This window comes from Streptomyces sp. NBC_00647 (genome assembly GCF_045207245.1).
GTDB lineage: Bacteria > Actinomycetota > Actinomycetes > Streptomycetales > Streptomycetaceae > Streptomyces.
The window spans coordinates 3,428,265-3,452,432 of sequence record NZ_CP109040.1; the positions used below are offsets into that span (position 1 = coordinate 3,428,265).

Annotated in this window: 21 protein-coding genes, 1 other RNA gene and 1 pseudogene; 10 read left to right on the forward strand and 13 right to left on the reverse strand. The window is 72.7% G+C overall.

Annotation, left to right across the window (positions count from 1 at the left end; genetic code table 11):
- Positions 1–121 precede the first annotated feature (121 nt).
- A complete protein-coding gene (locus tag OG788_RS15120) occupies positions 122–856 on the reverse strand; it encodes a bifunctional DNA primase/polymerase (RefSeq protein WP_406371301.1) in 735 nt (244 codons plus the stop codon).
- 160 nt (positions 857–1,016) lie between these two features.
- On the reverse strand, positions 1,017–1,637 hold the full coding sequence (locus OG788_RS15125) for a TetR/AcrR family transcriptional regulator (RefSeq protein WP_351539667.1): 621 nt from the start codon (positions 1,635–1,637) through the stop codon (positions 1,017–1,019).
- Between the two features lie 175 nt (positions 1,638–1,812).
- On the opposite strand from OG788_RS15125, the gene ddaH reads away from it, so the two are divergent.
- Positions 1,813–2,685 carry a dimethylargininase gene (gene ddaH, locus OG788_RS15130; protein ID WP_406371303.1) on the forward strand — a complete coding sequence of 291 codons (873 nt, stop codon included), beginning with the start codon at positions 1,813–1,815 and terminating at the stop codon, positions 2,683–2,685.
- Here the strand turns inward: ddaH and OG788_RS15135 are convergent.
- From OG788_RS15135 to OG788_RS15145, 3 genes are read right to left on the reverse strand one after another with little or no spacing between them, the layout of a single operon-like run.
- On the reverse strand, positions 2,682–3,677 hold the full coding sequence (locus tag OG788_RS15135) for a small ribosomal subunit Rsm22 family protein (RefSeq protein WP_406371305.1): 996 nt from the start codon (positions 3,675–3,677) through the stop codon (positions 2,682–2,684). The two genes, ddaH and OG788_RS15135, sit on opposite strands and share 4 nt — an antisense overlap.
- A 51-nt stretch (positions 3,678–3,728) precedes the next feature.
- A complete protein-coding gene (locus OG788_RS15140; protein ID WP_351539658.1) occupies positions 3,729–4,910 on the reverse strand; it encodes a serine hydrolase domain-containing protein in 1,182 nt (393 codons plus the stop codon).
- The gene (locus tag OG788_RS15145; RefSeq protein ID WP_406371308.1) at positions 4,856–6,244 is read right to left on the reverse strand and encodes a multidrug effflux MFS transporter; all 1,389 of its coding nucleotides are present in this window, start codon (positions 6,242–6,244) and stop codon (positions 4,856–4,858) included. The genes OG788_RS15140 and OG788_RS15145 overlap by 55 nt, the downstream gene beginning before the upstream one ends.
- A gap of 81 nt (positions 6,245–6,325) precedes the next feature.
- Here OG788_RS15145 and OG788_RS15150 point away from each other — a divergent pair, with 81 nt between their 5' ends.
- Positions 6,326–7,336 carry a Gfo/Idh/MocA family protein gene (locus OG788_RS15150; protein WP_406371310.1) on the forward strand — a complete coding sequence of 337 codons (1,011 nt, stop codon included), beginning with the start codon at positions 6,326–6,328 and terminating at the stop codon, positions 7,334–7,336.
- 4 nt (positions 7,337–7,340) lie between these two features.
- Here the strand turns inward: OG788_RS15150 and OG788_RS15155 are convergent, their stop codons facing one another.
- Entirely contained in the window at positions 7,341–8,987 is a 1,647-nt protein-coding gene (locus OG788_RS15155; protein ID WP_406371312.1) for an alkaline phosphatase D family protein, read from the reverse strand.
- 143 nt (positions 8,988–9,130) lie between these two features.
- Here OG788_RS15155 and OG788_RS15160 point away from each other — a divergent pair, with 143 nt between their 5' ends.
- Positions 9,131–9,898, forward strand: coding sequence for an SDR family oxidoreductase (locus tag OG788_RS15160; protein ID WP_406371314.1), 768 nt, complete (start codon positions 9,131–9,133; stop codon positions 9,896–9,898).
- A 271-nt stretch (positions 9,899–10,169) separates the two neighbouring features.
- Here the strand turns inward: OG788_RS15160 and OG788_RS15165 are convergent, their stop codons facing one another.
- Positions 10,170–11,354 carry a D-alanyl-D-alanine carboxypeptidase family protein gene (locus tag OG788_RS15165; RefSeq protein ID WP_406371316.1) on the reverse strand — a complete coding sequence of 395 codons (1,185 nt, stop codon included), beginning with the start codon at positions 11,352–11,354 and terminating at the stop codon, positions 10,170–10,172.
- 360 nt (positions 11,355–11,714) lie between these two features.
- On the opposite strand from OG788_RS15165, the gene OG788_RS15170 reads away from it, so the two are divergent.
- Together OG788_RS15170 and OG788_RS15175 are read left to right on the forward strand one after the other, a co-directional pair.
- The gene (locus OG788_RS15170; RefSeq protein WP_406371318.1) at positions 11,715–13,184 is read left to right on the forward strand and encodes an ABC transporter permease; all 1,470 of its coding nucleotides are present in this window, start codon (positions 11,715–11,717) and stop codon (positions 13,182–13,184) included.
- Between the two features lie 89 nt (positions 13,185–13,273).
- Complete coding sequence (locus tag OG788_RS15175; RefSeq protein ID WP_406371320.1) at positions 13,274–14,041, forward strand: ABC transporter ATP-binding protein; 768 nt, start codon at positions 13,274–13,276, stop codon at positions 14,039–14,041.
- An 87-nt stretch (positions 14,042–14,128) separates the two neighbouring features.
- Here the strand turns inward: OG788_RS15175 and OG788_RS15180 are convergent, their stop codons facing one another.
- Both OG788_RS15180 and OG788_RS15185 read right to left on the reverse strand, forming a co-directional pair.
- On the reverse strand, positions 14,129–15,121 hold the full coding sequence (locus OG788_RS15180) for an aldo/keto reductase (RefSeq protein ID WP_406371322.1): 993 nt from the start codon (positions 15,119–15,121) through the stop codon (positions 14,129–14,131).
- Positions 15,122–15,207: 86 nt separating this feature from the next.
- Positions 15,208–15,534: a nuclear transport factor 2 family protein gene (locus tag OG788_RS15185; RefSeq protein ID WP_406371324.1), complete on the reverse strand. Its 327-nt coding sequence runs from the start codon at positions 15,532–15,534 to the stop codon at positions 15,208–15,210.
- 132 nt (positions 15,535–15,666) lie between these two features.
- Between OG788_RS15185 and OG788_RS15190 the strand changes: the two genes are divergently transcribed.
- The 3 genes from OG788_RS15190 (at position 15,667) to OG788_RS15200 (ending at position 18,286) form a co-directional block, all read left to right on the forward strand.
- On the forward strand, positions 15,667–16,212 hold the full coding sequence (locus OG788_RS15190) for a DoxX family protein (RefSeq protein ID WP_406371326.1): 546 nt from the start codon (positions 15,667–15,669) through the stop codon (positions 16,210–16,212).
- 131 nt (positions 16,213–16,343) lie between these two features.
- Complete coding sequence (locus OG788_RS15195; RefSeq protein ID WP_406376759.1) at positions 16,344–16,748, forward strand: MazG-like family protein; 405 nt, start codon at positions 16,344–16,346, stop codon at positions 16,746–16,748.
- 185 nt (positions 16,749–16,933) lie between these two features.
- Positions 16,934–18,286: a hypothetical protein gene (locus OG788_RS15200; protein WP_406376760.1), complete on the forward strand. Its 1,353-nt coding sequence runs from the start codon at positions 16,934–16,936 to the stop codon at positions 18,284–18,286.
- Positions 18,287–18,373: 87 nt separating this feature from the next.
- Here the strand turns inward: OG788_RS15200 and rnpB are convergent.
- From rnpB to OG788_RS15220, 4 genes and pseudogenes are all read right to left on the reverse strand, one after another.
- Positions 18,374–18,779, reverse strand: an RNA gene (rnpB, locus tag OG788_RS15205) — RNase P RNA component class A.
- Positions 18,780–18,849: 70 nt separating this feature from the next.
- A pseudogene (locus OG788_RS15210) lies at positions 18,850–19,677 on the reverse strand (DMT family transporter); the annotation flags it as partial.
- Positions 19,678–19,774: 97 nt separating this feature from the next.
- On the reverse strand, positions 19,775–20,593 hold the full coding sequence (locus tag OG788_RS15215; protein ID WP_406376761.1) for an AraC family ligand binding domain-containing protein: 819 nt from the start codon (positions 20,591–20,593) through the stop codon (positions 19,775–19,777).
- Positions 20,594–20,920: 327 nt separating this feature from the next.
- Positions 20,921–22,354 carry an RNB domain-containing ribonuclease gene (locus tag OG788_RS15220; protein WP_406371327.1) on the reverse strand — a complete coding sequence of 478 codons (1,434 nt, stop codon included), beginning with the start codon at positions 22,352–22,354 and terminating at the stop codon, positions 20,921–20,923.
- Between the two features lie 252 nt (positions 22,355–22,606).
- Between OG788_RS15220 and yaaA the strand changes: the two genes are divergently transcribed.
- Both yaaA and eda read left to right on the forward strand, forming a co-directional pair.
- Positions 22,607–23,407 (forward strand): peroxide stress protein YaaA, encoded by an 801-nt coding sequence (yaaA, locus tag OG788_RS15225; protein WP_356754619.1) that lies wholly within the window; start codon positions 22,607–22,609, stop codon positions 23,405–23,407.
- Positions 23,408–23,521: 114 nt separating this feature from the next.
- Positions 23,522–24,166, forward strand: coding sequence for a bifunctional 4-hydroxy-2-oxoglutarate aldolase/2-dehydro-3-deoxy-phosphogluconate aldolase (eda, locus tag OG788_RS15230; protein ID WP_351539620.1), 645 nt, complete (start codon positions 23,522–23,524; stop codon positions 24,164–24,166).
- Positions 24,167–24,168: the final 2 nt, after the last annotated feature.

Sequence of the window (24,168 nt, forward strand, 5' to 3'; positions counted from 1 at the left end):
CACCCACCTCCGGCACACGCGCACTCGCCACGAGCACACTCCGGCACACGCGCACTCGCCACGAGCACGCTCCGGCAGCCGCGCACGGCGGCCCTCGCGGGCAGGGCGGCCAGGCGGGATCTCAGCCCCGGTGCGGCCAGGCGGCGAGCTGGTCCGCGCCGTTCTCCCCGGCGTAGCGGGCGCACTCGTCGGTCAGGATCTCCAGCAGAGTGAGCGGATCCGGCAGCGGATGCTCGGGCCCGCGCACCCAGTCGACGCTCAGACCGCCGGGCAGCTGGGCCGGCGGCACGAGGACGTACGAGCCGCGGCAGTGCCAGCGGAAGCCGGGGTGCTCGTCCATCGTCTCCGGATGGCAGTCCAGCTCGCAGGGCCACCACTCGTCCTCGTCCTCGGGCGTACCCCGGGTGAGGGTGAAGAAGAGCATGCGGCCGTCGCCGGTCTCCGCGACGGGTCCGACCTCGATGTCGGAGGCCAGTATCCGCTCCAGCGCCTCGCGCCCGGCGTCCAGCGGGACGTCGAGGACGTCGTGCACCATGCCGGTGGCGGTGATGAAGTTCGCCTTCGGCTGGTGCCGGGCCCAGCGCTCGATCTGCGCGCGGTCGGTCGTCGACTGTGTCTGCCAGGCGAAGGAGACGGGGTGGCGCGCGGGGGTCGGACAGCCGACACGGTCACAGGAACAGCGGTAGCCGGAGGGGTACGCGGCCTGCGCGAGCGGCAGACCCGCGGCGGCGGCGGCGAGCAGCAGGGCCTCACGCCCGCCCTCGGACGTCTGCGCAGGGCCCTTCGGCCCGCGTCCGCGCAGCCATCGGGAGATCCTGCCCTGCGCGCCGGAGCGGCGGCCGAACTCTGCGCTCATCTATCCCCTCGCCTCGCCTCGGTGCACTCGTCCTTCTTGCCCATGGTCCCACCATCCTGCGCCCCGGGTGGCCGGAGCCGACAACCGGGGTAGGTGGGGCGATGCGCTCACCCCACCCTGATCAGGTGTTATTTCATGATGTGAGGCGTTTTCTCGGCCCTCAGCGGGGGGCGATACCGTGCAGGGCGTAGTCGACGAGCGTGTCCGTGTAGTCGTACGAGATCGGGGCCGTGCGCTGGAGCCAGCGCTGGGCGAGCGGGGAGACGAACAGCTCCAGGGCGATCCGGGGGTCGACGTCCCGGCGCACGTCGCCCTCGGCCTGTGCCGAACGCAGCCGCCGCACGTACAGCTGGAGCTGGGGCTCGAGCAGTTTGGCCACGAACTCGGCGCCGAGCCGCTCGTTCACCAGGCCCTCGGCGGCCAGGGCGCGGGAGGGCACCTCGAAGGCGGGGTCGAGCAGCTCGTCGACGGTGGCGCGCAGCACCAGCTTCAGATCGGCGGCCAGGTCCCCGGTGTCCGGGATCTCGTACGGCTCCTGCCCCGCCGCCCGTGCGGCCTGCTCGCCGAGGTCCATGAAGGCGTCCAGCAGCACCTCGGCCTTCGACGACCACCACCGGTAGATCGTCTGCTTCCCGACCCCGGCCCGGGCCGCGATGCCCTCGATCGTGGTCCTCGGGTAGCCGGCCTCGCCGACCAGGGCGAGGGCCGCGGCGTAGATCGCGCGCCGGGACTTCTCGCTGCGGCGGGTGGAATCGGGGCTGGAGCTGGGCTTCTCGGCCATGCGGGAAACCTATCAGGGCGGCGATACGGTGCGTCTCGCCTCCGGCGGGGGCGCCGTCCCTCCGGTGGGGGCGCCGTCCCTCCGGTGGACACGGCCCGTCCGCCTCCCGCTCCCGGGAGGGCGCGCACCGCACCATGAGCATCAACTGCCCCTGCGGTTGCGTAAGGAGCCTTCCTTGCATCCTCTCCGCCGTGCCACGCCCCGGCGCTACCTCATGTGCCCACCGGTGCACTTCGACGTCACGTACGCGATCAATCCGTGGATGGACCCCGCCAAACCGGTCGACGTACCGCTCGCCCTCGCCCAGTGGGAGGACCTCCGGGACCGCTACCGCTCGCTCGGCCACTCGGTCGAGGAACTCACGCCCCGTCCCGGACTGCCGGACATGGTCTTCGCGGCGAACGGCGCGACGGTCGTGGACGGCCGGGTGCTGGGAGCCCGGTTCGCCTACCGGGAGCGCGAACCGGAGGCCGCGGCACACCTGGAGTGGTTCCGCGCCCGCGGTTTCGCGCAGATCCGCGAGCCGGCGCACATCAACGAGGGAGAGGGCGACTTCGTGGTCACGGGGTCGTACCTGCTCGCGGGCCGCGGTTTTCGCGCGAGCCCGCTCTCGCACGGGGAGGCACAGGAGTTCTTCGGCCGTCCGGTGATCGGCCTGGACCTGGTCGACCCGCGCTACTACCACCTGGACACGGCTCTCGCCGTCCTCGACGACACGGCGGACGAGGTCATGTACTACCCGCCGGCGTTCTCCCCCGGCAGCCGCGAGGTGCTGCGCCGGCTGTTCCCGGACGCGCTGACCGCCGAGGACGAGGACGCCGCCGCGCTGGGCCTCAACGCGGTCTCGGACGGCCTGCACGTGCTGTTGCCGCAGGAGGCGACGGGGCTCTTCGACCGGCTCCGGGAGCGCGGCTTCGTACCCGTCGGCGTCGACCTCGGTGAACTCCTCAAGGGCGGCGGCAGCGTGAAGTGCTGCACGCAGGAACTGCGCGGCCCGGCCGGGAGCCAGGGGCGGGGGCAAGAGGCCGGCGCGAGGGCGGGGATCTAGGGAGTGTCCTCGGGCGGCGGCCAGGCGTCGCCCCACTCCGCGTCACGGGCCGCCTTGTACAGCGGTCCGTGGCGCTTGGTCACCGTCTCCCGGCGCAGGGCCTCGTCCGGCTCGCACAGGTCGAGGAGGACCTGCCCCTTGCGGATCTGCGGCTTGCGCACGATACGGGCGGGCGCCGGGGCGGGCGGGAAGCGGGTCGCGGCCACGTAGCTGAACTTCTCGTCCTCGTAGGGCAGGGAACCGCCCTTGACCTGGCGGTGCAGGGAGGAACGGGCGACTCGGGCGGAGAAGTGGCACCAGTCCTGGCCCGGGACGATGGGGCAGGCGGCGCTGTGCGGGCAGGGGGCCGCGATGTGGAAGCCGGCGCCGATCAGCCGGTCACGGGCGGCGAGGACCCGGGTGTAGCCGTCGGGGGTGCCGGGTTCGATGATCACGACGGCCCGGGCGGCGCTCGCGGCGGCGTCCACGACCGAGACGCGGTCGGCGTCGGTGAGCTCGCCCAGGACGTAGGAGACAGTGACGAGATCAGTGCTCTCGATGGTGAGCGCCGCTCCGATACGGGAGCGGTGCCACTCGGCGCCCTTCAGCTCGGGGTTGGCGGCGGCGATCTCCCGGCCGAGCGCGAGGGCGGGCTCGGCCCAGTCGAGCACGGTCACCGGGCGGACGCCCTCCCAGGTCGCGTTCACCGCCCAGGTGGCCGCGCCGGTGCCGCCGCCGACGTCCACATGACTCCCGGGCACCCAGCCGGGCACCGCGTCCGCGAACGCGTCCAGCGCGGCGCACACCGCCTCGAACGTCGCGGGCATCCGGTAAGCGGCGTAGGCGGCCACGTCCGAGCGGTCCCGGAGGATCGGCGCGTGGGTCGGGGTGGTCCCCCGGTAGTTCACGATCAGCCGCTCGACCGCCTGTGCGGCGGCCTTCGGAGGCAGGCCGTCGAGGAGCCCGGCGAGGGCGCTGCGCAGGGTGTCGGCGGGGGGTACGGGGGCGTTCACGGCCCGATTCTCTCAGGTGCCCCGTACCGCCCGCGCCCACGAGGCGATCTCTCAGGTGCCCCGCACCGCCCGCCGCAGCCGGGTGGCCGCTGCCGCCCTGGGCGCGTTGTCCGCCGGGCGGCGGCGGGGGTGGACCGTGTTCGCGAGCAGCACCAGGAACGTGTCCGTCGCCGGGTCCAGGACCAGCGAGGTACCGGTGAAACCGGTGTGGCCGGCCGCGCCGCGGCCCGCGAGGGTGCCCATGAACCAGGGCTGGTCGAGGGCGAATCCGAGGCCCGGCGGGGTGAGGAGGAGTTCGACGAAGTCGGGGCCGAGGATGCGGGCGGGGCCGTACGAGCCGCCCGCGAGCAGGGTGCGGCAGAACACGGCCAGATCGCGCGCGGTGGAGAAGAGACCGGCGTGACCGGCCACCCCGCCGAGCGCCCAGGCGTTCTCGTCGTGCACCACGCCCCGCAGCATGCCCCGGTCCGCCTTGGCCCACGGCCGCCGCTGGTCCTCCGTGGCCGCCGCGCCGGGGCAGGGTCCGAAGGTGGTGGCGTTCATCCCGAGCGGGCGGGTGATGCCGTCCCGGACGAGGACGTCGAGCGCCCGGCCGGTGACGCGTTCCAGCACGTACTGCAGAAGCAGCAGGTTGAGGTCGGAGTACAGGTACGCGCCCGGCTCGGACGAGGGGGCCTCCGCGCGCAGCAGCGCCAGCCGGGCCGCGTCGTCCGCGCAGCCGTACAGCGGGAGTTCGGGGCGCAGCCCGGAGGTGTGGGTGAGCAACTGCCGTACGGTGATGCCGTGCTCGCGGGCGGCGCGGAAATCCGGCAGGTAGGCGCCGACCCGCGCGTCGATGCCCAGCGTGCCGCGCTCCAGCTGCTGCACCGCGGCGACCGCCGTGAACAGCTTGGTGAGCGAGGCCAGGTCGAAGGGTGTGTGGACGGTCGCCGGCACGCGCGCGCCCGGCGGCAGTTCGGCCCCGGTGCCCTTCTCCCCGTCGTAGGCGGCGTAGCGCACCGCCCATCCCGCCGCCTCCTCGACGGCGATGACCGGGCCCCGCCCCGCGACCAGCACCACGCCCGCCGCCCAGGGGTCGGCTCCGCGCGTGAGGGCGCGGACCTCGTGGACGAGTTGACGCAGTTCTCCGCTGTCGAGTCCGGCCCGTTCCGGTGTGCCGGTCCGCAGTCTTGGTGCGCTCAGCTGTCCGCCGCCTTTCCGTTCGGTGTGCGTCCCGTCCTCCGGGGACGGCACAGTCCCACGAAGCAGGCGACGGCGACCAGTGCTGCCGCCAGTTGGACGACGGCCATCGGGACAGCCGTGCGTTCTCCGGCGATGCCGACGAGGGGGGAGGCGATCGCGCCGATGAGGAAGGAGGAGGTGCCGAGCAGCGCGGAGGCGGATCCGGCCGCGTGCCGCACCCGCATGAGGGCGAGCGCCTGGGTGTTGGGCAGGGCGAGGCCCATGGCGGACATCAGCACGAACAGCGCGGCGGAAACCGGAGCGATCCCGACCGTGCCGAGGACGCCGCTGGACATGAGCAGCAGCGCGGTCGCGGCGAGGACGACGAGCGAGAGGCCCACGGCGAGGACCTTCTCCAGGGCGACCCGGCCGACCAGCAGCTTGCCGTTGACCTGGCCGGCGATCACGAGGCCGACGGAGTTCGCGCCGAAGAGCAGACTGAAGGTCTGCGGGGAGGCGCCGTAGATCTCCTGGATGACGAAGGGTGACGCGGAGATGTAGGCGAACAGTGCCGCGAAGGTGAAGCCGCCCGCGAGCATGTACCCGGCGAAGACCCGGTCGGCGAGCAGTCCGCGCATCGCGCGCAGCGCCTCGCCGACGCCGCCGCCGTGCCGTTCGGCGGGCGGGAGGGTCTCGGGCAGTTTCGCCCAGACGACGGCGGTCAGGGCGATGCCGACCGCGGTGAGGACCACGAACACGCCCCGCCAGTCGGTGAGGCGCAGGATCTGTCCGCCGATGAGCGGCGCGACGACCGGGGCGACGCCGGAGATCAGCATGAGGGTGGAGAAGAAGCGGGCCATCGCCACGCCGTCGTACAGGTCGCGGACGACGGCGCGGGCGATCACGATTCCGGCCGCGCCCGCGAGGCCCTGGGCGAGGCGGAAGGCGACGAGGAGTCCGACATCGGTCGCGAGGGCGCACAGCACGGTGGCGACGACATAGACGGCGAGGCCGGCGAGCAGCGGGCGTCTGCGGCCCCATCTGTCGCTCATCGGCCCGACGACGAGCTGTCCGAGCGCCATGCCCGCGAGGCACGCGGTGAGCGTGAGCTGCACGGTGGCGGCGGGCGCGTGCAGCGATCCGGTGACCTCCGGCAGCGCGGGGAGGTACATGTCCATCGCGAGCGGGGGTGTGGCGGTGAGCCCGCCGAGAATCAGGGTGACGAGGAGTCCGGTGCGGCCCGGGGCGCCGAGACCGGCTGACGGTCGTGGCACGGCACCGGACGCCGGTTCGCCGGCCGGCCCGGTCGCCTCGACGGCCACCGGCGCTGGGTCGGCGGCACCCGCGTTCGGTATGTGCCCTCGCGGGCCCTCCTGGTCCCGCGTGGTGCGGCCACGCTCGGGCATGATCCCCTCCCTCTCCGAAAGATGCGCACCCTATGCTCTCAGTTCGAACAGCGTGTTCGGGTCACGGATCAAGGGGCGGGCATGACGGGCGAGCGGGAACGCGTGCGGTGGGGAATTCTTGCGACCGGCGGGATCGCCGCGGCGTTCACGGCTGATCTCGTGGACATGCCGGACGCCGAGGTGGTGGCCGTCGCCTCACGGTCGGACGCCTCGGCGAAGGCGTTCGCGGAGCGGTTCGGGATTCCGCGGGCGTACGGCGACTGGGCGTCGCTCGCCGCGGACGAGGATGTCGACATCGTGTACGTCGCCACGCCGCACGCGGCGCACCGGGCCGCGGCCGGGATGTGCCTGGAGGCGGGGCGCCATGTGCTGTGCGAGAAGGCGTTCACGCTGAACTCGCGGGAGGCCGAGGAACTGGTCGCGCTCGCACGGCGGCACGACCGCTTCCTGATGGAGGCCATGTGGATGTACTGCAATCCGCTGGTCCGGCGGCTGAAGGCGCTCGTCGACGACGGCGTGATCGGTGAGGTGCGCACGGTGCAGGCCGACTTCGGTCTCGCGGGGCCGTTCCCGCCCTCGCACCGGCTGCGGGATCCGGCGCAGGGCGGCGGTGCGCTGCTCGATCTCGGCGTCTATCCGGTGTCGTTCGCGCAGCTGCTGCTCGGGGAGCCCTCGGACGTCGTCGCGAGAGCGGTGCTCTCCGACGAGGGCGTCGATCTCCAGACGGGTGCGCTGCTCTCCTTCGAGAGCGGGGCTCTCGCTTCGGTGCACTGCTCCATCAACGGCGGCACCCCCGTCGCCGCCTCCGTCACCGGCTCCGCGGGCCGCATCGACGTCCCGGACGGCTTCTTCTTCCCGGACCACTTCGTCCTGCACCGCGACGGCCGCGAGCCCGAGACGTTCCGCGCCGACCCCGCGTCGGGCCGGCGCGACAGCCTCAAGCACGAGGCCGCCGAGGTGATGCGCGCCCTGCGTGCCGGCGAGAGAGAGTCCTCGCTCGTCCCGCTCGACGGCACGCTCGCCGTGATGCGGACGCTCGACACGATCCGGGACCGCGTCGGCGTCCGCTACCCCGGAGAGCGGGACGCGTAGGACGTCAGGCCGGCTCGAGCCCCTGGTTCCCGGCCTCCGTCACGAAGGACGCGGCCGTGGTGACGGGCGCCCCAGGGGTCGTCACGGCGGACACCGTCCTGAAGTCGGCCCGCGCCGCCTCCCGTCCCAGCTCGACGGTCACATAGCCGCGCCGCCCGTTGTAGAACTTCAGGTGGGGGTTGGCCTGCGTGTAGGTGGCCCAGTTGGCGGGCTTGTCGGCGCCGTCCTTGCCGCTGGTGATGGAGGTGGCGACGATCTCCGTGCCGAGCGTCGCCGACGCGGGGTCGTCGAAGTCGTCCAGGATGTCGAAGGCGTACCCCACGTGCACGTCTCCGGTGAGCACCATCAGGTTCTCGGTCCCGGTGGACCTGGCGCCGTCGAGGATCCGCTGCCGCGAGGCCCGGTAGCCGTCCCAGGCGTCCATGGACACCTTGGCGACCGGGTTCAGGTCCAGCTTGCGCTGGGAGAAGGTGACTTGCTGCGGTACGACGTTCCACAGGGCGTGTGAGCGGCGCCAGCCGTCGATGAGCCACCGCTCCTGCGTCGGCCCGGTGATGGTGCGCGCCGGGTCGTCCGACTCGGGCCCGGGGATGTGCGACCCGTCGCCGTAGGCCTGGTTGGAGCGGTACTGCCGGGTGTCGAGGATGTCGAACTGCGCGAGCCGGCCCCAGCGCAGCCGGCGGTACAGCTGGGCGTCGGGCCCGTGCGGGAGCTGCGGCCGGCGCAGGGGCTGGTTCTCCCAGTACGCGCGGTAGGCGGCGGCGCGGCGCAGCAGGAACTCCTCGGGCGGGCCGCCGTTCTCGTCGATGTCGTCGGCGTAGTTGTTCTCGGTCTCGTGGTCGTCCCAGGTGACGGCGAAGGGGTGCGCGGCGTGGGCGGCCCGCAGATCGGGGTCGGATTTGTAGAGGGCGTACCGCAGCCGGTAGTCCTCCAAGGTCACGGTCTCGTGGTTGAAGAGGTCGGGGAGCGTCCGGTCGGTGTACTTCCGGGCGCCGCCGACGGAGTTGACGGCGTACTCGTACAGGTAGTCCCCGAGGTGGAAGACGACGTCGACGTCCTCCTCGGCGAGATGGCCGTACGCGGTGAAGTACCCGTCGTGGTAGGCCTGGCAGGAGACGGCGGCGAGCCTGAGGGCGGACACCCGGGCGCCGGGCGCGGGCGCGGTGCGCGTGCGGCCCGTCTCGCTGACCCAGCCGCCCGCCCGGAAGCGGTAGTAGAAGACCCGGTCCGCGTCGAGGTGGCCGACCTCGACGTGCACGGCGTGGTGGAACTCGGGGTGCGCGGTGGCCGTTCCGCGTCTGACGACTTTGCGGAAGCCGTCGTCGTGCGCCAGCTCCCAGTGCACGGTGACGCGTTCGGCGGGCAGGCCGCTGTCGGCCTGGTACGGCGCGGGTGCGAGCCGTGTCCACAGGAGCACGGAGCCGGGCAGTGGATCGCCGGAGGCGACACCGAGCGTGAAGGGGTCGTCGGTGATCTTCGCCGCGTCGAGTTCGGCGGCGCTCGCCACGCCCGCGGCCGGCAGGTCGACGGCGAAGGCGAGCGCGGCGGCGGCGCCGGTGACGGTGAGGAACCGGCGCCGCCCGATGTGACGGGCGACAGCGCGGAGTTCGGGGGTGTGCTGCGACGGATGGTCGTGGCCTGCGGGTGTCATCTGGCCCTCCCCTGACAGTGGTCGTACGAGGCATTGGAGTGGCCAGGATCAACGTCAACTTGGCGCGTACACAACAGCCGGATGACGGGTGGGTGAGTTCCGGACGCGGGAACGGCCGGCCCCCTCCCGTACGCTGCGGGCCCATGAACGCCATGAATCCCGCGCAGACGAAGATCGCGGTGGTGACCGGGGCGGGCTCCGGCATCGGCCGCGCCGTGGCCGCCGAACTGCTGCGCACCGGCTGGTCGGTGGCGCTGGCCGGGCGCCGGGCCGAGACCCTGGAGGAGACGGCGGCCCTCGTGCCCGAGGGGCCCTCGGTCGCCGTACGCACGGACGTCTCACGCCCCGACGAGGTGGCGGCCCTCTTCGCCGCCGCGCGGGACCGGTTCGGGCGGCTCGACCTGCTGTTCAACAACGCCGGGACGTTCGGGCCGGGCGGCGTGCCGCTCGAAGAGCTGCCGTACGACGCGTGGCGGCACGTCGTCGACACCAACCTGAACGGCGCCTTCCTGTGCGCGCAGGCGGCGTACCGGCAGATGAAGGAACAGGACCCGCAGGGCGGGCGGATCATCAACAACGGCTCGATCTCGGCCCACACGCCCCGCCCCCGCTCGGTCGCGTACACCGCGACCAAGCACGCGTTGACGGGCCTGACCAAGTCCTTGTCCCTGGACGGGCGCCCGTACCGGATCGCCTGCGGTCAGATCGACATCGGCAACGCGGCCACCGACATGACCGAGCGGATGCGGACCGGGACGCTCCAGGCGAACGGCGAACTGGCGGTGGAGCCCGTGATGGACGTGGCCGATGTGGCGCGCACGGTGCGGCACATGGCCGAGCTGCCACTGGAGGCGAACGTGCAGTTCGCCACGGTACTGGCGACAGCCATGCCGTACGTCGGGCGTGGCTGAACCACTACGTACGGAGCGCCCGCGCGGTTCACCGGCAACTGGTCAAGAAGTCAACCTGCACAAACGGAAGCTGAACCTCCGGACCATATAAGCCGTTAGTGGGCCTATGCTCGGCATCTCCCCCACCAGAGCTTCACACTTGAAGCACGAGACTTCGGTTCGACCACGGTCCACACCGATGGGGGAGGTGGCAGTCGCTCCGCGGCCCGGGAGGGGGCGGACCTCGCGCGGGACGCGAGGTGTGCACCGGACCGCGGGGCGGCTGCCCCCGTCATCGGCGCGGGCTGCGGCCTTCCGCCTCGGCCGGTTCCTCAGCGGACCCGCGCCTGCGGTTGCGCAGCGCCAGCGCACCCCCCGCGAGGAGCGCGACCGCTCCCCCGGCCCCGCCGACCAGCCCCCACGACGGTCCGCCCGTGTCCGCCGTCGCGTCCGCCGCCGGAGCTCCCCCGGCACCCTTCGCCGCCTTCCGCGTGGGCGCCGCGCTCGCGCCGCCCTCACTGAGCGGATCGACCAGCGTGCCGACCGGCTCCGCGTCCGCCGCCTTCCCGAAACCCCAGTCGAGCAGTCGGGCCGTCTCCTCGTACACGCCGTTGCCACCGCTCTTCGGGTGCATCACCGTCACGAGGAGGGTCCGTCCGCCCCGGGTCGCCGCACCCGTGAAGGTGTTGCCGGCATGGCTGGTGTAACCGTTCTTCACACCTATCAGGCCGTCGTACGTCTCCAGGCCCCACGCGCCCGTGAGCAGACGGTCGGTGTTCTGTATCTGGAAGGTCTTCTTGCCTCCGGCCGGGAAGTCCGCGGTCTTCGTCGAGCAGTAGCCGCGGAAGTCGGCGCTCGCCAGGCCGTGCCGGGCGAAGAGCGTCAGGTCGTACGCGGACGACAACTGGCCCTTGTGGTCGAAGCCGTCGGGGCTGACCACATGCGTGTCCAGGGCCTGCAGGTCCTTCGCCAGGGCCTGCATCTCGGCAACCGTCGCCGCGACGCCCCCGTTCATGTGGCTGAGCACGTGCACCGCGTCGTTGCCGGAGCGCAGGAAGACGCCCTGCCACAACTGCTCGACGGTGTAGGTGATGCCGGGCTTCACGCCGACGAGACTGGAGCCCGCGGGGACGTCGGCGAGATCGGCGTCGGTCACCTTGTACGTCTCGGTGCGCTCGAACTTCTTCAGCACGGTGTCCGCGAAGAGCATCTTCAGGGTGGAGGCGGGCGCGAGCCTCCGGTGCGCGTTGTACGAGGCGAGCACCTCACCGGTCGTGTGGTCCGCGACCAGCCAGGCGCGGGCGGTGAGCCGCTTGGGCAGGCCCGACGCGCGGCTCGCCTGGACCCCGGCGCGGGCCAGTCGGGCTCCGCCGATCGTCGTCGCGGCGTGCGCGGTCGTGGCCGTCGTGGCGGCGAGGGGGACGGCGGCCGCGAGGCCCAGAGCGGCACGGCGGGAGAGCCCGGAAGAATCACGCATCCCGGGACCGTACAAAGTCTGTCCGGGACGCCCGACAGCGGGGTCACAAAGAGAAGGAATGCCGATTCCAAAGCGGCGGCAAAACAGCGCGTGAAGGGGCGGGCCCGCCCCTTCACGCCCTCCACCGTCCCACCGGGAGACGCTCGGAGAACGGGCCCGCCGATCTTCACCCAGGGCCACTCAACAGGCGTTTCCTGGCAGTGAGCCCTAGAGAGCTTAGGAATGGGCTGTCTGACGCAATATTGATTCGGAGGTCCGGATTCTCAGCCCTCGCACATCCCTTACTCAGCCCGACTCAAAGGTTTCTCCATAGCTTGTGGCCGCGCCCACAGCGGGCGCCAAGAACCTTTGAGGAACGGGATGTTTGGCATCTATCTCAAGCGTGAGCTGAGCCGGCGCAAGAAGGCGGCGCTGGTGATCGCCCTGGGTCTGGCGCTCGGTATCGCGCTGGTCATCACCGTCAACTCGGTGTCGGCCGGCATGCAGCAGGCACAGGACAAGGTCCTGAAGTCGCTGTACGGGCTCGGCACGGACATGACGGTCACCAAGGCCCAGACGGCACCGACGGGCAACTCCTCGGGGCGGCCGAAGTTCGACTTCGACGCCAAGTCGGACAGCAGCAAGACACAGAGTTCGGACCGCGTGATGACCCAGGGCGGGCAGTCCCTGAAGTCCTCGCTCGTCACCGAGGTCGCGGCGCAGAAGGGCGTGTCGAGCGCGGTGGGCGCGCTCAGCCTGAACGTCACCAAGGTCGACGGCTCCTTCACCCAGGGCAAGGCGAAGTCCTCCACCTCGGGCTCGAACCAGCAGGGCGGCCCCGGCGGCCAGAACGGCGGCAGCACGGGTGCGCCGCAGGTGCAGGGCGGCGGCGCCTCCTTCGACGTGAACTCCTACTCCGTCGCGGGCGTCGACGTGGCCCACCAGGACCTCGGCCCGCTGGCCACCTCGAAGATCACCACGGGCAGGACGTTCACCGCCGCGCAGACCGACGCGAAGGTCGCGGTGCTCAGCAAGTCGTACGCCAAGGAGAACAAGAAGACGGTCGGCAAGACCATCACGATCTCCGGCAAGAAGTACACCGTCATCGGCATCGCGACGCCCGACAGCAGCGAGTCGACCACCGACGTCTACCTGCCGCTGAAGCAGGCCCAGACGCTCGGTGACGCGAAGAACAAGGTCACCACGATCTACGTCAAGGCGACCGACTCGAAGCAGATCGACACGGTCAAGGCGGCCATCCAGAAGAACATCTCCGGGACGACGGTCACCACCTCGGCCGACCTCGCGGACACCGTCTCCGGCTCGCTGTCCACCGCCTCGAACCTCGCGACGAGCGTCGGCAAGTGGCTGTCCATCGCGGTCCTCGTCGCCGCGTTCCTGGTCGCGGCGCTGCTCACCTCCTCCGCCGTCTCCCGCCGGGTGCGCGAGTTCGGCACCCTGAAGGCGCTCGGCTGGCCGTCCCGCAAGGTCACCCGCCAGGTCGTCGGCGAGTCCATCGTCAACGGTCTGCTCGGCGGCGCGCTCGGCATCGCCCTCGGTCTCGGAGCGGCCTACGCCGTCACCGCGATCAGCCCGAAGCTGACGGCGGAGCTCGGCTCCACCGGCGGCGGTGGCGGCATGGGCGGCGGCCCCGGCGGTGGCGGTCCCGGTGGTCAGGCGGCCTCCGCGGCCAAGAACACCATCGACATCGCGCTCACCGCGCCGGTCTCGCTGACCACCATCGCGCTCGCCGCGGGCCTGGCCATCACGGGCGGTCTGATCGCCGGCGCCATGGGCGGCTGGCGTGCCTCCCGGATGCGCCCTGCCGACGCGCTCCGCAGCGTCTCCTGACCCTCCCCGGGCCACACCCCTTGAGCCGGGGCGCCGCGTCCACTCCCCCGGGCCGCGGCGCCCCACCCCCTTCATCCTCGGAGAAACTCATGTACAAGCTCACCGGCGTCACCAAGCGCTACACGCGGGGCAAGGAGACGGTCGAGGCGCTCCGCGGCGTCGACCTCGCCATCGAGGACGGCGACCAGCTCGTCATCCAGGGCCCCACCGGCGGCGGCAAGTCGACGCTGCTCCAGATGATCGGCGGGCTCGACCGGCCGACCTCCGGCAGTGTCGAGCTGGACGGCGTGGACCTCGCCTCCATCAGCGAGGCCAAGCTGACCCGGCTGCGGGCCGAGAAGATCGGCATCATCTTCCAGTCGTTCAACCTCATCCCGACGCTGACCGCGCAGGAGAACGTCGAGACCGCTCTCGTCCCCCTCGGCGTCAAGCCCGCCGAGCGGCGCGAGCGGGCCGCCGAAGCCCTCCGCTCGGTCGGCCTCGGCGAACGGCTCACGCACGTCCCGACCGAGCTGTCCGGCGGTCAGCAGCAGCGGGTCGCCATCGCCCGGGCGCTGGTCAAGAAGCCGAAGGTGCTGCTCGCCGACGAACCCACCGGCAACCTCGACGAAGGCACCCGCGACGACATCATGGGCCTGCTCGAAGGGCTGTGGCACGAGTACGGGCTGACCTTCATCATGGTCACCCACGACTCGTCCATCGCCCGCCGCGCTCCGCGCCTCGCGACCATCAAGGCCGGGCAGATCAGCCTGACCGAGCAGGGCGGCACCCGCCGTGCCGTCCCTCAGCAGGCGGACCACCTGTCCGGGCAGCAGCAGTACGCGCAGCAGCAGTACGGCGCCGCTCAGGGCAACTGAGCCCGCGGCGGCCCCGGCTCCCGTACGCGGCTCCGTACCCGCCTTCGTTCTCGCCCCGCACGCGTCAGCGCGCGCCTCCCGGGCCGCTCACCGTCCGAGCACGCCGTCGACCTCGGTCAACTGCGCCGCGGTGAGCGGCCCCTTGGCGATCGCGCCCGCGTTCTCCTCGGCCTGGGCGACCGAGCGGAATCCCGGGATCGGCACGGTGCGCGGACTGCGGGCCCACAGCCAGGCGAGGGCGCCCTGCGCGAGGGTGCGTCCGCCGCTGGTCAGGATCTCCTCGAGGGCCTCCACCCGGGCGAGCCACTCCGGGTCGGCGCAGCCCTGCGTGGTGAAGCCCTGCAGCCAGGCGGGCGGCGCGTTGCGGATGTCCCCCGCTTCGAGGGCGCGCCCCGCCGCATGCCCGCCGGTCAGCAGCCCCATGGCCAGCGGGGAGCGGTTGATGCTCGCGAGCCCCGACTCCTCACAGAGGGCGACGAGTTCGGGCGCGTCCTGCAGAACGTTCAGCCGGTGCTGCACCGCCGCGCAGTGCTCGCCCGCCGCGAAGACCGCGGCCCGTCCGGGGTCGTCGGTGCTCCACGCGTACGCCCGGATCAGCCCCTCCCGTACGAACTCCTCGCAGGTGTCGCGGAGTTCGGCGGCGCGCTCGGGGTCGGCGTCGGAGAGGTGCAGCTGGTAGAGGTCGACCCAGTCGGTGTCCAGGCGCCGGAGCGAGGCGGTGAGCGCGCGCCGGGCGTACGCCGGGGAGTCGTCGCTGCCGGTGAGCAGCCGCCGTTCCTCGTCGATGACGTTGCCCCACTTGGTGGCGACGACGACATCGGCCCGCCGCTTGCCGAGCGCCCGCGCGAGCACGCGCTCGCTGTGCCCGGTGCCGTACGCGTCCGCCGTGTCGAAGAACGTCACGCCGAGGTCGTGGGCGCGCCGGACGGCCCGTACGGACTCCTCGTCGTCGACCTTGCCCCAGCCCAGCGGCTGCCCGTCCGGCGCCGACCACTCACCGCCGATGGCCCAGCAGCCGAAGCCGAGGGCGCTGACGTCGATCCCGCTGCTTCCCAGGGTCCTGTTCCCGAAGCTCTCCATGCCCGCGCACCCTAGGAGTTGGAGCGCACACGAAGGCAAGACCGCGGGGCGGGACCCGGCGGTCACGCTCGCGGGTCGACGGGCGGCTACGCCTGACCGGTCTCGAAGCGGCTGATCCGGCCGCCGTCGTCGACCGTGAAGCTCCACTTCGTCTTCATCTCGCCCCAGGTGTCGTTGCGGTACCGCACGAGGAGCGAACGCCCGCCGCCCGACTCGTTGTCGACGTCCATGTGGCCGCGGGAGGAGAAGATCTCCCGGTCGGTCCACTCGTCGAGGTCACGGTCGGAGCCGTCGTCCGACATGGTGGCGCCGGGCGCGAGAAGCGCCGCGAAGGCGTCCCGGTCATGGGCGTTCACCGCGGTGACGAAGGCCCGGACGGACGGGTCGCTGAGTTTCGCTACCTGAATCGTCATGGGAGCCAGACTCACACCGGTCCCCCGCACCCGCCACCCGAACGGCGGCGCGGGTACACCGGACCCGTCCGTTCGGTGCGACGGTGGAGACCCGGGAGGGAACCGTTGCCGCTGTCTGCACTGGGAGTCACCGTGACCTGTATCGACCGGCGTGATCTGGGACTGCTGCTGCTCCGTCTGAGCACGGGCGGCGTGCTGGCCGCGCACGGAGCGCAGAAGCTGTTCGGCTGGTTCGGCGGAGGCGGCCTCGAGGGGACCGGAGCGGCCATGGAGGCCATGGGCTATGCGCCCGGGAGGGCGAGCGCCACGGCGGCGGGCCTCGCGGAGGCGGGCGGCGGCACGCTGCTGGCGCTGGGCCTCGCCACGCCCGCGGCGGGCGCCGCGGCGGCCGGTGCGATGGCGGGCGCGGCGGCCGTGCACGTACCGAACGGGTTTTTCGCGCAGAGCGGTGGTTACGAGTACACGGCGTCCCTCGGTCTGGCGGCGGCGGGCCTCGCGGTGACCGGCCCCGGCCGGCTGTCCCTCGACCATCTGATGGGCCACGCGGTGAACCGCGGCTGGATGGTGCCGATCGCGCTCGGTACCACGGCGGCGGTCACCGCGGTCGTCGTGGGCGTCCGGAACAACCGGGTGCGCAAGGCGCGGGAGGGCGAGCAGGAGGCCCTGTTCGACGAGTAGGAGTCGGCCCTCCGCGCACTGGGGAGGCTCGGTCCATGGCTGATGACACCGCACACGATCCGGCCGGACACGCCGACGGCGACAGAGCGGTGCGCGCCCCCGCCCAGCCGGCCGGCCACACCACCGTCGGCGTGGGCGCGGAGGCACGCGGCCCGGACGTCTGGGACACGATCGAGGGGCTGCACGCCTGGCTGGACGCCAACCAGCCGCACCGCGGCCGGGAGGGCCTTCTGCTGCGCGTGCTGAAGCTGTCGGAGGAGGTCGGCGAGGTCGCGCAGGCGGTGATCGGCGCGACGGGCCAGAACCCGCGCAAGGGCGTGAGCCACACCTGGGACGACGTCCGCGCGGAACTGTGCGATGTCGTCATCACCGCGATGGTGGCGCTGCGCACCCTCGCTCCGGACGCGCGCGAGGCCTTCACGGCCCATCTCGCGTCCGTGGCCGACCGCTCGCTCGACACGGCGCCCGTCGCCGACCGCCCGCTCGACACGGCGTCCGCCGCCGATCACCCGCTCGGCACGGCGTCAACGCCCTGACGAGGCACGGGACTCCGCGGCCCCGGTCCCCAACGTGCCTGCGGTGACCGGAAGTGTTCACTCCGTGGACGTGTCCGCGCGGCCTGGAGTTGGCGGGCGCGGCTCAGCCTTCTCGTCGACGCAGAGCCGACGAAAGGGTCCCCGTGCAGGACTACGTTTTCCCCACCGGCCGCAGGACGGCAGCCATGCTCACCGGCGTGCTGACCCTCGCGACCCTGGGCCTGGGAAGCCAGGCACACGCGGCGAGTTACGGCACGCCGAGCCTTTCGCTGTCGGCCGCGTATCTGTCGGGCGCGGTGGGCGCGACCGCCGATCCGGCCGTGAACGTGACCGTCGCGCAGAGCGGGGCCGACGTCGGCGCCCTCACCGTCACGGTCAGCAAGAGCAGCAGGACCGCGGTGGCGACCACGGGCGACGTGACCGTCACCGGCACGGGCGCCACCCGGAAGGTCGCCGTCGCCGCGCGCGGCCTGGGCTACACCGACCTCACCGTGAAGGTGACCGGGGTCGACGGCCAGACGGCCACGAAGACGCTGCACTACGCCGCGTCGGCCCCCGTCCAACTGGCCTCCGACAGCCGGTACTTCACCGGCTCCAGCGACGCCTCGGCGGCCGTCGACGTGGGCGGCGGCTATACGGTCGTCGCGGACGACGAGTCCAACACCCTGCGTCTGTACGACCGTTCGACGTCCGGCGCGCCGGTCAGGACCTGGGACTTCGGCTCCAGGATCGGTGTCTCCAAGGAGATCGACATCGAGGCGGCCACCCGTGTCGGCGACACCGTCTACTGGACGGGTTCGCTCGGCAACAACAAGGACGGCGAGTACAAGGCGGACCGCAACACGGTCTTCACCACCACGGTGACCGGCTCCGGCGCCTCGACCGCCCTGACGTACGGCCGTTCGTACAAGAAGCTGCGGGACAACCTCGTCGCCTGGGACGAGGCGAACGGCGACCGCTACAGGTTCGCGGCGGGCACCGAGGACGGCCAGGTGCCCAAGCAGATCGACGGGTTCAACGTGGAGGGCCTGGAGTTCGCGCCGGGCTCGACGACCACGGCCTACCTCGGCTTCCGCGCGCCGCTCGCCCCCGCGGTGCCCGGCGGCAAGGCCCTGATCGTGCCGGTCACCAACTTCGACAAGGTGCTGAGCAGCGGCACGTCGGCCGCCTTCGGCACGCCGATCGAACTCGACCTCGGTGGCCTGGCGATCCGCGACATCCACAAGAACGCGTCGAACCAGTACCTGATCGTGGCCGGTTCCTGGGCCGCCGACGACAACTCAGACCCGTACGCCCTCTACTCCTGGGACGGCGTCCCCGGGCACGCGCCGGTCAAGCGCCTCGACCTGCCCACCTCGGACCCCGGCGGCTGGGAGGCGATTGTCGACGTCCCCGACCTCACCGTGTCCGGCGCCCGCGCCCAGCTGATCACCGACGACGGTTCCGCCGATCTGTACGGCGACGGCACCGAGGCCAAGGACCTCACCCACGCGGAGTGGAAGAAGTCCCGGGCCACCTGGTTCACGGTCACGAACTGAGCCCGCGGGGACCCGGGGGCACCTGACGCTCCCGGACATGCCGAAGGGCTCCGACCAGGTCATAGGACCAGGTCGGAGCCCTGATGGCAGACGAGTCGGGCTGTACGCCGGGTTCTGTCGCCCGGTCGCCTCGCGGCGGCCGGGGAGACGGCCATCCATCTAGGGCCGGCGTTGCCGCCGGCCTCGTGCGGTCTACCCGCGGACTCGGGCGGGCAGCCCTCGGACGTCCGCGCAGAGCCACCTTTCACAGCGGCTCCTCTTGACCTTGCTCCGGGTGGGGTTTACCTAGCCGCCTGAGTCGCCTCAGGCGCTGGTGGTCTCTTACACCACCGTTTCACCCTTACCGGGAACCGGAGTTCTCGGCGGTCTACTTTCTGTGGCACTGTCCCGCGGGTCACCCCGGGTGGCCGTTAGCCACCACCCTGCCCTGTGGAGCCCGGACGTTCCTCGGGAAGGTCCACAAGAACCTCCACGCGGCCGTCCGCCCGGCTCGTCTGCCGTGTCGACCATGGTACCGGGCGGGGGCGGCGCCGAGGACCGGCCGTCGCCGTGGCCAGTACCGAGCCCGCCAGGATGAGGGCGAAGGCGGCGAGGATGCCGGAGGTCAGGCGTTCGTCCAGGAACACCGCGCCCGCGGCCACCGCGACCGCCGGGTTGACGTAGGTGATGACCGTCGCCCGGGTCGGGCCCGCTTCCTTGATCAGTTCCAGGAAGGCCACGAAGGCGACGGCCGTGCAGACGACGCCCAGGCCCGCGAGGGCGGCCAGGACCTGTCCGGAAGGGATCGCGTCCGGCCGGGTGACCACCGCCGCGGGGGCGTAGACCAGCGCCGCCAGGGCCAGGCAGGGGGCCGTGAGGTGGAGTGACGGCACGTCCTTGAGCCGGCGGGCGGCGATGACCGGCGCGGTGGCGTAGCCGACGACCGTGAGCAGCACCTCGACGAGCGACCTGGCGTCGCCGCCGGTCAGATGCGGGGCCGTGAGGACGGCGACGCCGCTCAGGCCGAGGGCGAGGCCCGCGACACGGCGGGTGCCGAGTCGTTCCGTGTCGCCGAAGAGCCGGGCCGCGGCCACGCCGATGATCGGCACCCCGGCGATCAGCAGGCCCGCGGTGGAGCTGGACAGATGGCGTTCGGCGTCCGTCAGGGTCCACCAGGGGACCATGATCTCGATGCACGCGAAGGCCAGCATCGGGCGCCAGTGGGCCCGTACGGTCCGGGTCAGGCCGCCCTGACGGATCGCGAAGGGCAGCAGCAGCGCGGCACCGATCAGACAGCGCGTGAACACCACCACCGACGGGGACAGCTCGTCCACCGCCACTTTGATCATCAGGTAGGGGATGCCCCAGACCACTCCCATCAGGGAGAACAGGAACCAGCCGCGTGCAGTCATGGGGGCAGTCTCGGCCGCCGCACGGCGCGGCGTCTTGAACGCTGTTGCGCCACCACGGCCGGCCGGTCCGGGCCGCGGGCGCCACGACCGGTCCGCGCTACGGCGACGGGGACACGCTCGCGCGGTACGCCGCCGGTGTCACCCCCAGCACGCGGCGGAACCAGCGGGTCAGATGCGCCTGGTCCGCGAAGCCAACGAGTCCGGCCACCTCGGCCGGGCGCAGTCCTGACTCCAGGAGCCGGCGGGCCCGGTGCACCCGGTGCTGGGCCAGCCAGGCGTACGGCGGTATCCCCATGGTCGTACGGAAGGCGCGCAGGAGCTGGTAGCGGGACAGGCCCAGGTCGAGGGCGAGGGAGGCCAGGGAGGGCGGCGCCTGGAGTTCGCCGGCCAGGCGGTCCCGTACCGCGTCGGCCACGCGTGCGGCGCCGGGGATCTCGTCGCGGTCGGGGCGGGCCGTGGAGTGGCGCCGGGCCAGCGCGGCCAGCAGCCACGGGAAGCGGGACTCGGCCTCCAGCGGGTCGGGGCGGACGCTCAGTTCGGTGTGCGCGACGCGCAAGGCGGCGGCGAGTTCGGGGTCGTCGAGGAGGGGTTCACGGAAGTGCGGGAGCCCGCCGCCGGCGCCCTCGGAGAGCAGGGACGGCTCCGCGTACAGGGCCCGGTAGGCGTAGCCGTCGCAGGCGGCGGGGCCGCCGGTGTGCATCTCGCCGGGGGCCAGCACGACGATGGACCCCGGGCCGGTCCGTATGTGGCCGCCGCGGTAGTCGATGATCTCCGAGCCGCCGACGCAGACGCCGATGGTGAACTCGTCGTGGGCGTGCGGTGCGTAGCGGTGCTGGTCGAAGCGGGCGGTGAGCAGGTCCAGGGGCCGGCCGTCCCGGCCGAGGGTGGCCCTGGTCCAGCGGGCCTCCTCCTTCACCGCCGCCGTCGGCCCACGCCGTACGCCCGCGGTCGCCGTCCCCGTTCGGACCGCGGCCGTCCCGCCCCGCAGCACCGTGAACGCGTCTCCCGGTCCGCCCGGAGTCGCCGTCGCCCGTGTCACCGCCGCCACCTCTTCTCCCGCAGCACCGGTCGCCGCTACGAGGGCAACACGCGTGTCCCCCGTTTCCATGCCGCGCCGGGGAAATCGGTCGAGGTGAGGGAGGCGGGGGGCAGGACGGGGGTGGGGGCAGGAGGCGGGAGGTGGGCAAGGCAGGGAGAGGAGGGAGGCGAACTCGGCGACGAGCCGGGCGGGTTCGTCCCCTGCTCAAGCGGGCGCGAACTGCACCTTCGCCGTTCCGGGGTCCGCCTGGGTGAGCCGGACCCGCAGGCGTTCGCCCAGGGGCAGCCTCGTCGTGCCGCCCACGATCCGGGCGAAGACCGCCGGAGACTCCAACTGCACGGTGCCGACCGTGGGTTCGTGCTCCTGCACGTCCACGACGCAGGCCTCGAAGAGGTCGCCGACCCGGTCCTTGAGCAGCGCGGCCTCCACGATGTCGACGCACTCGCGCTCGACGGTTCCCGCGCGCCGGCTGCCCTCCGCCATCTCCTTGGGCAGGGCGTCGAGGGCCTCGAGGACCCACTCGGGAGACGGCTCACCGGCGGCGGCCGCGAGGCAGATCTCCGAGCTGTAGCGGTCGACGAGCCGGCGCAGCGGGGCCGTGCAGTGGGCGTAGGGCGCGGCGACGGCGGCATGCGCGGTGACCTCGGGGAGCGCCCCGTCCCGGAAGACGGTGTACCCGGCACCGCGCAGCAGCGTCGTGCACTCCTGGAGGAAGGCCGCGTGGTTCGGGCGGTGCGGGTCGAGTGAGCGGACGAGCTGCGCGTACGAGACGTGGTGCGGCCAGTCGACGTGCAGCGCCAGCGCGGTGCGGCGCAGCCGTCCGACCGCCCCGTCCGGCGCGGCGGGCAGCGTCCGCAGCACCCCGTCACCGTGCGCGAGCATCAGGTCGGCCGCCGCCATGCCGGTGAGCAGGGAGACCTGAGCGTTCCAGCCCTCGGCGGGCAGCGGGGCCCGGTGGACGAGTTCGTACGTCCCGTCCTTCTCGACGATCTCCTGCTCGGGCACATTGAGCGAGATGCCGCCGCGCTCGATCTCCAGGCCCTCGCGCAGGGCGCCGATGTCCTTGAGCAGGGCGAGCGGTTCCTCCGCCGTCCCCGCGTCGATCTGCCGCTGCACGTGTGCGTAGTCCAGCTTGGCGCGGCTGCGGACCAGGGCGCGACGGACTCCGGTCGACTGCGTTCGGCCGTCCGCGTCGAGGTCGATCGTCCACAGGACGGCCGGGCAGGTCTGGTCCGGCAGGAGGCTCGCGGAGCCCTCGGAGAGCCGGGGCGGGTGGACGGGGATCTTCCCGTCCGGGAAGTAGAGGGTCATCACGCGTCGGTGCGCCTCGGCGTCCAGGGCTCCGCCGGGCGCCACGAAGGCGGCGACGTCGGCGATGGCGTACCGGACGCGGTAGCCGCCCCCCTCGCGGCGCGACAGGTGCATCGCCTGGTCGAGGTCGTCGGACGTCGGCGGGTCGATGGTGAACAGGGGGATGTCCGTCGCGTCGTACGAGGGCAGGCGGGGCGGCCGTCCGGCCTCGGCGAGGACCTCGGCCGGGAAGCTCACGGGCACCCCGAGCTCGGTCCGCAGAGCGCCGAGGGCGGCTCGCAGCGGAGCCTCCGGTGCACCGGTGACACGGACGTGACGGCGAGGCATGGATCGAGCGTAGGCCGGGGGCAAGCGTTGAGCACGCCCAGCGGGCGGCCGGCCGGGGGGCCGGGGGGGGCGGGAGTGGCAGCACGCCGACCGCGCGACTGTCCGGTGGGGTGACCGCGCGGCTGCCCGGTGGGGTGCGCGTCCGGGGCTCCGGCCGGCGCCCGGGGCCGGGGCTGGACCGGACGGCGAAAGCGCCCCGGACGCACCCCGTAGGCTGGCGCCGGGCCATATCCACCGTGAGGAGAACCAACCGTGCTCGTGCTGCTGCCGCCCTCCGAGGGCAAGGCCCCCTCCGGCCGGGGAACCGCGCTCAAGACGGAGTCGCTGTCCCTGCCCGGCCTCACGGAGGCACGCCAGGCGGTCCTCGACGAGCTGGTCGAACTGTGCGCGGCCGACGAGGAGAAGGCCCGCGAGGTGCTCGGCCTGAGCGAGGGGCTGCGCGGCGAGATCGCGAAGAACACGGAACTGCGGACCGCGGGCGCGCGCCCGGCCGGGGAGATCTACACGGGGGTCCTGTACGACGCCCTGGACCTGGCCTCGCTGGACACCCCCGCCAAGCGGCGCGCGGGCCGCTCGCTGCTGGTCTTCTCCGGACTGTGGGGCGCGGTGCGTGTGACCGACCGCATCCCCTCGTACCGCTGCTCGATGGGCGTGAAGCTGCCCGGTCTCGGAGCGCTGGGCGCGCACTGGCGTACACCGATGGCGACCGCCCTCCCCGAGGCCGCGGGCGACGGGCTCGTGCTGGACCTGCGGTCCTCGGCCTACACGGCGGCGTGGAAGCCCAAGGGCGAGGTCGCGGGGCGGACGGCGACCGTCCGGGTGCTGCACGCGCAGATGGTGAACGGGGTCGAGAAGCGTTCCGTCGTCAGCCACTTCAACAAGGCGACCAAGGGCAAGATCGTCCGTAGCCTGCTCACCGCGGGCGCGGCACCGAAGAGCCCGGCGGAGCTGGTGGAGGCGCTGCGGGACCTCGGGTACGCCGTGGAGGCGGAGGCTCCGGGCAGGGCGGGCAGGCCGTGGGCGCTCGACGTGGTGGTGAAGGAGATCCACTGAGCGGCGGGGCCACCGCTGGGACGCTCCCCCTTTCGACCACCTCCCCTTTTCGGTAGCGTTGCAACATACGCAACGACCTTTGCGCATGATGCAGCACCCGGGCAGGATGTGGGCATGACCTCGCCGCTGCCCCCGTCTCCGCATGCCTCCGTCCTGGATCTCGCGCCCGTCGTCCCCGTCGTCGTGGTCGCGGACGCCGCTGACGCCGTGCCGTTGGCGCGAGCCCTGGTCGCCGGCGGGCTGCCCGCGATCGAGGTGACGCTGCGGACCCCGGCCGCGCTCGACGCGATCCGGGCCATCGCGACGGAGGTGCCGGACGCGGTGGTGGGCGCGGGCACGGTGCTGACACCGGAGCAGGTGGCGGAGTCCGTCGCGGCGGGCGCCCGCTTCCTGGTCAGCCCGGGCTGGACGGAGGTGCTGCTCGGCGCGATGAAGGCGTCCGGGGTGCCGTTCCTGCCGGGGGTGTCGACCACCTCGGAGGTGGTGGCACTGCTGGAGCGCGGGGTGCGTGAGATGAAGTTCTTCCCCGCACAGGCGGCGGGCGGCACGGCGTATCTGAAGTCGCTGGCCGGGCCGCTCCCCCAGGCCCGGTTCTGCCCGACGGGCGGCATCGGCCCCGCGTGCGCGCCGGACTACCTCGCCCTCCCCAACGTGGGCTGTGTGGGCGGCAGTTGGATGCTCCCGGCCGACGCGATCGCCGCGCGGGACTGGCGCCGGGTGGAGGAACTGGCGCGGGAGGCGTCGGCGCTGCGCCGGTAGCC

Bases quoted from the DNA above. Each gene is read 5' to 3' on its own strand.
- OG788_RS15155 (WP_406371312.1), bottom strand. From the start codon at position 8,987: ATGACACCCGCAGGCCACGACCATCCGTCGCAGCACACCCCCGAACTC.
- OG788_RS15165 (WP_406371316.1), bottom strand. From the start codon at position 11,354: ATGCGTGATTCTTCCGGGCTCTCCCGCCGTGCCGCTCTGGGCCTCGCG.
- OG788_RS15180 (WP_406371322.1), bottom strand. From the start codon at position 15,121: ATGGAGAGCTTCGGGAACAGGACCCTGGGAAGCAGCGGGATCGACGTC.
- OG788_RS15200 (WP_406376760.1), top strand. From the start codon at position 16,934: ATGCTCACCGGCGTGCTGACCCTCGCGACCCTGGGCCTGGGAAGCCAG.
- OG788_RS15175 (WP_406371320.1), top strand. From the start codon at position 13,274: ATGTACAAGCTCACCGGCGTCACCAAGCGCTACACGCGGGGCAAGGAG.
- OG788_RS15150 (WP_406371310.1), top strand. From the start codon at position 6,326: ATGACGGGCGAGCGGGAACGCGTGCGGTGGGGAATTCTTGCGACCGGC.
- OG788_RS15170 (WP_406371318.1), top strand. From the start codon at position 11,715: ATGTTTGGCATCTATCTCAAGCGTGAGCTGAGCCGGCGCAAGAAGGCG.
- OG788_RS15145 (WP_406371308.1), bottom strand. From the start codon at position 6,244: ATGCCCGAGCGTGGCCGCACCACGCGGGACCAGGAGGGCCCGCGAGGG.
- eda (WP_351539620.1), top strand. From the start codon at position 23,522: ATGACCTCGCCGCTGCCCCCGTCTCCGCATGCCTCCGTCCTGGATCTC.
- OG788_RS15185 (WP_406371324.1), bottom strand. From the start codon at position 15,534: ATGACGATTCAGGTAGCGAAACTCAGCGACCCGTCCGTCCGGGCCTTC.
- OG788_RS15220 (WP_406371327.1), bottom strand. From the start codon at position 22,354: ATGCCTCGCCGTCACGTCCGTGTCACCGGTGCACCGGAGGCTCCGCTG.
- OG788_RS15160 (WP_406371314.1), top strand. From the start codon at position 9,131: ATGAACGCCATGAATCCCGCGCAGACGAAGATCGCGGTGGTGACCGGG.
- OG788_RS15125 (WP_351539667.1), bottom strand. From the start codon at position 1,637: ATGGCCGAGAAGCCCAGCTCCAGCCCCGATTCCACCCGCCGCAGCGAG.
- OG788_RS15120 (WP_406371301.1), bottom strand. From the start codon at position 856: ATGAGCGCAGAGTTCGGCCGCCGCTCCGGCGCGCAGGGCAGGATCTCC.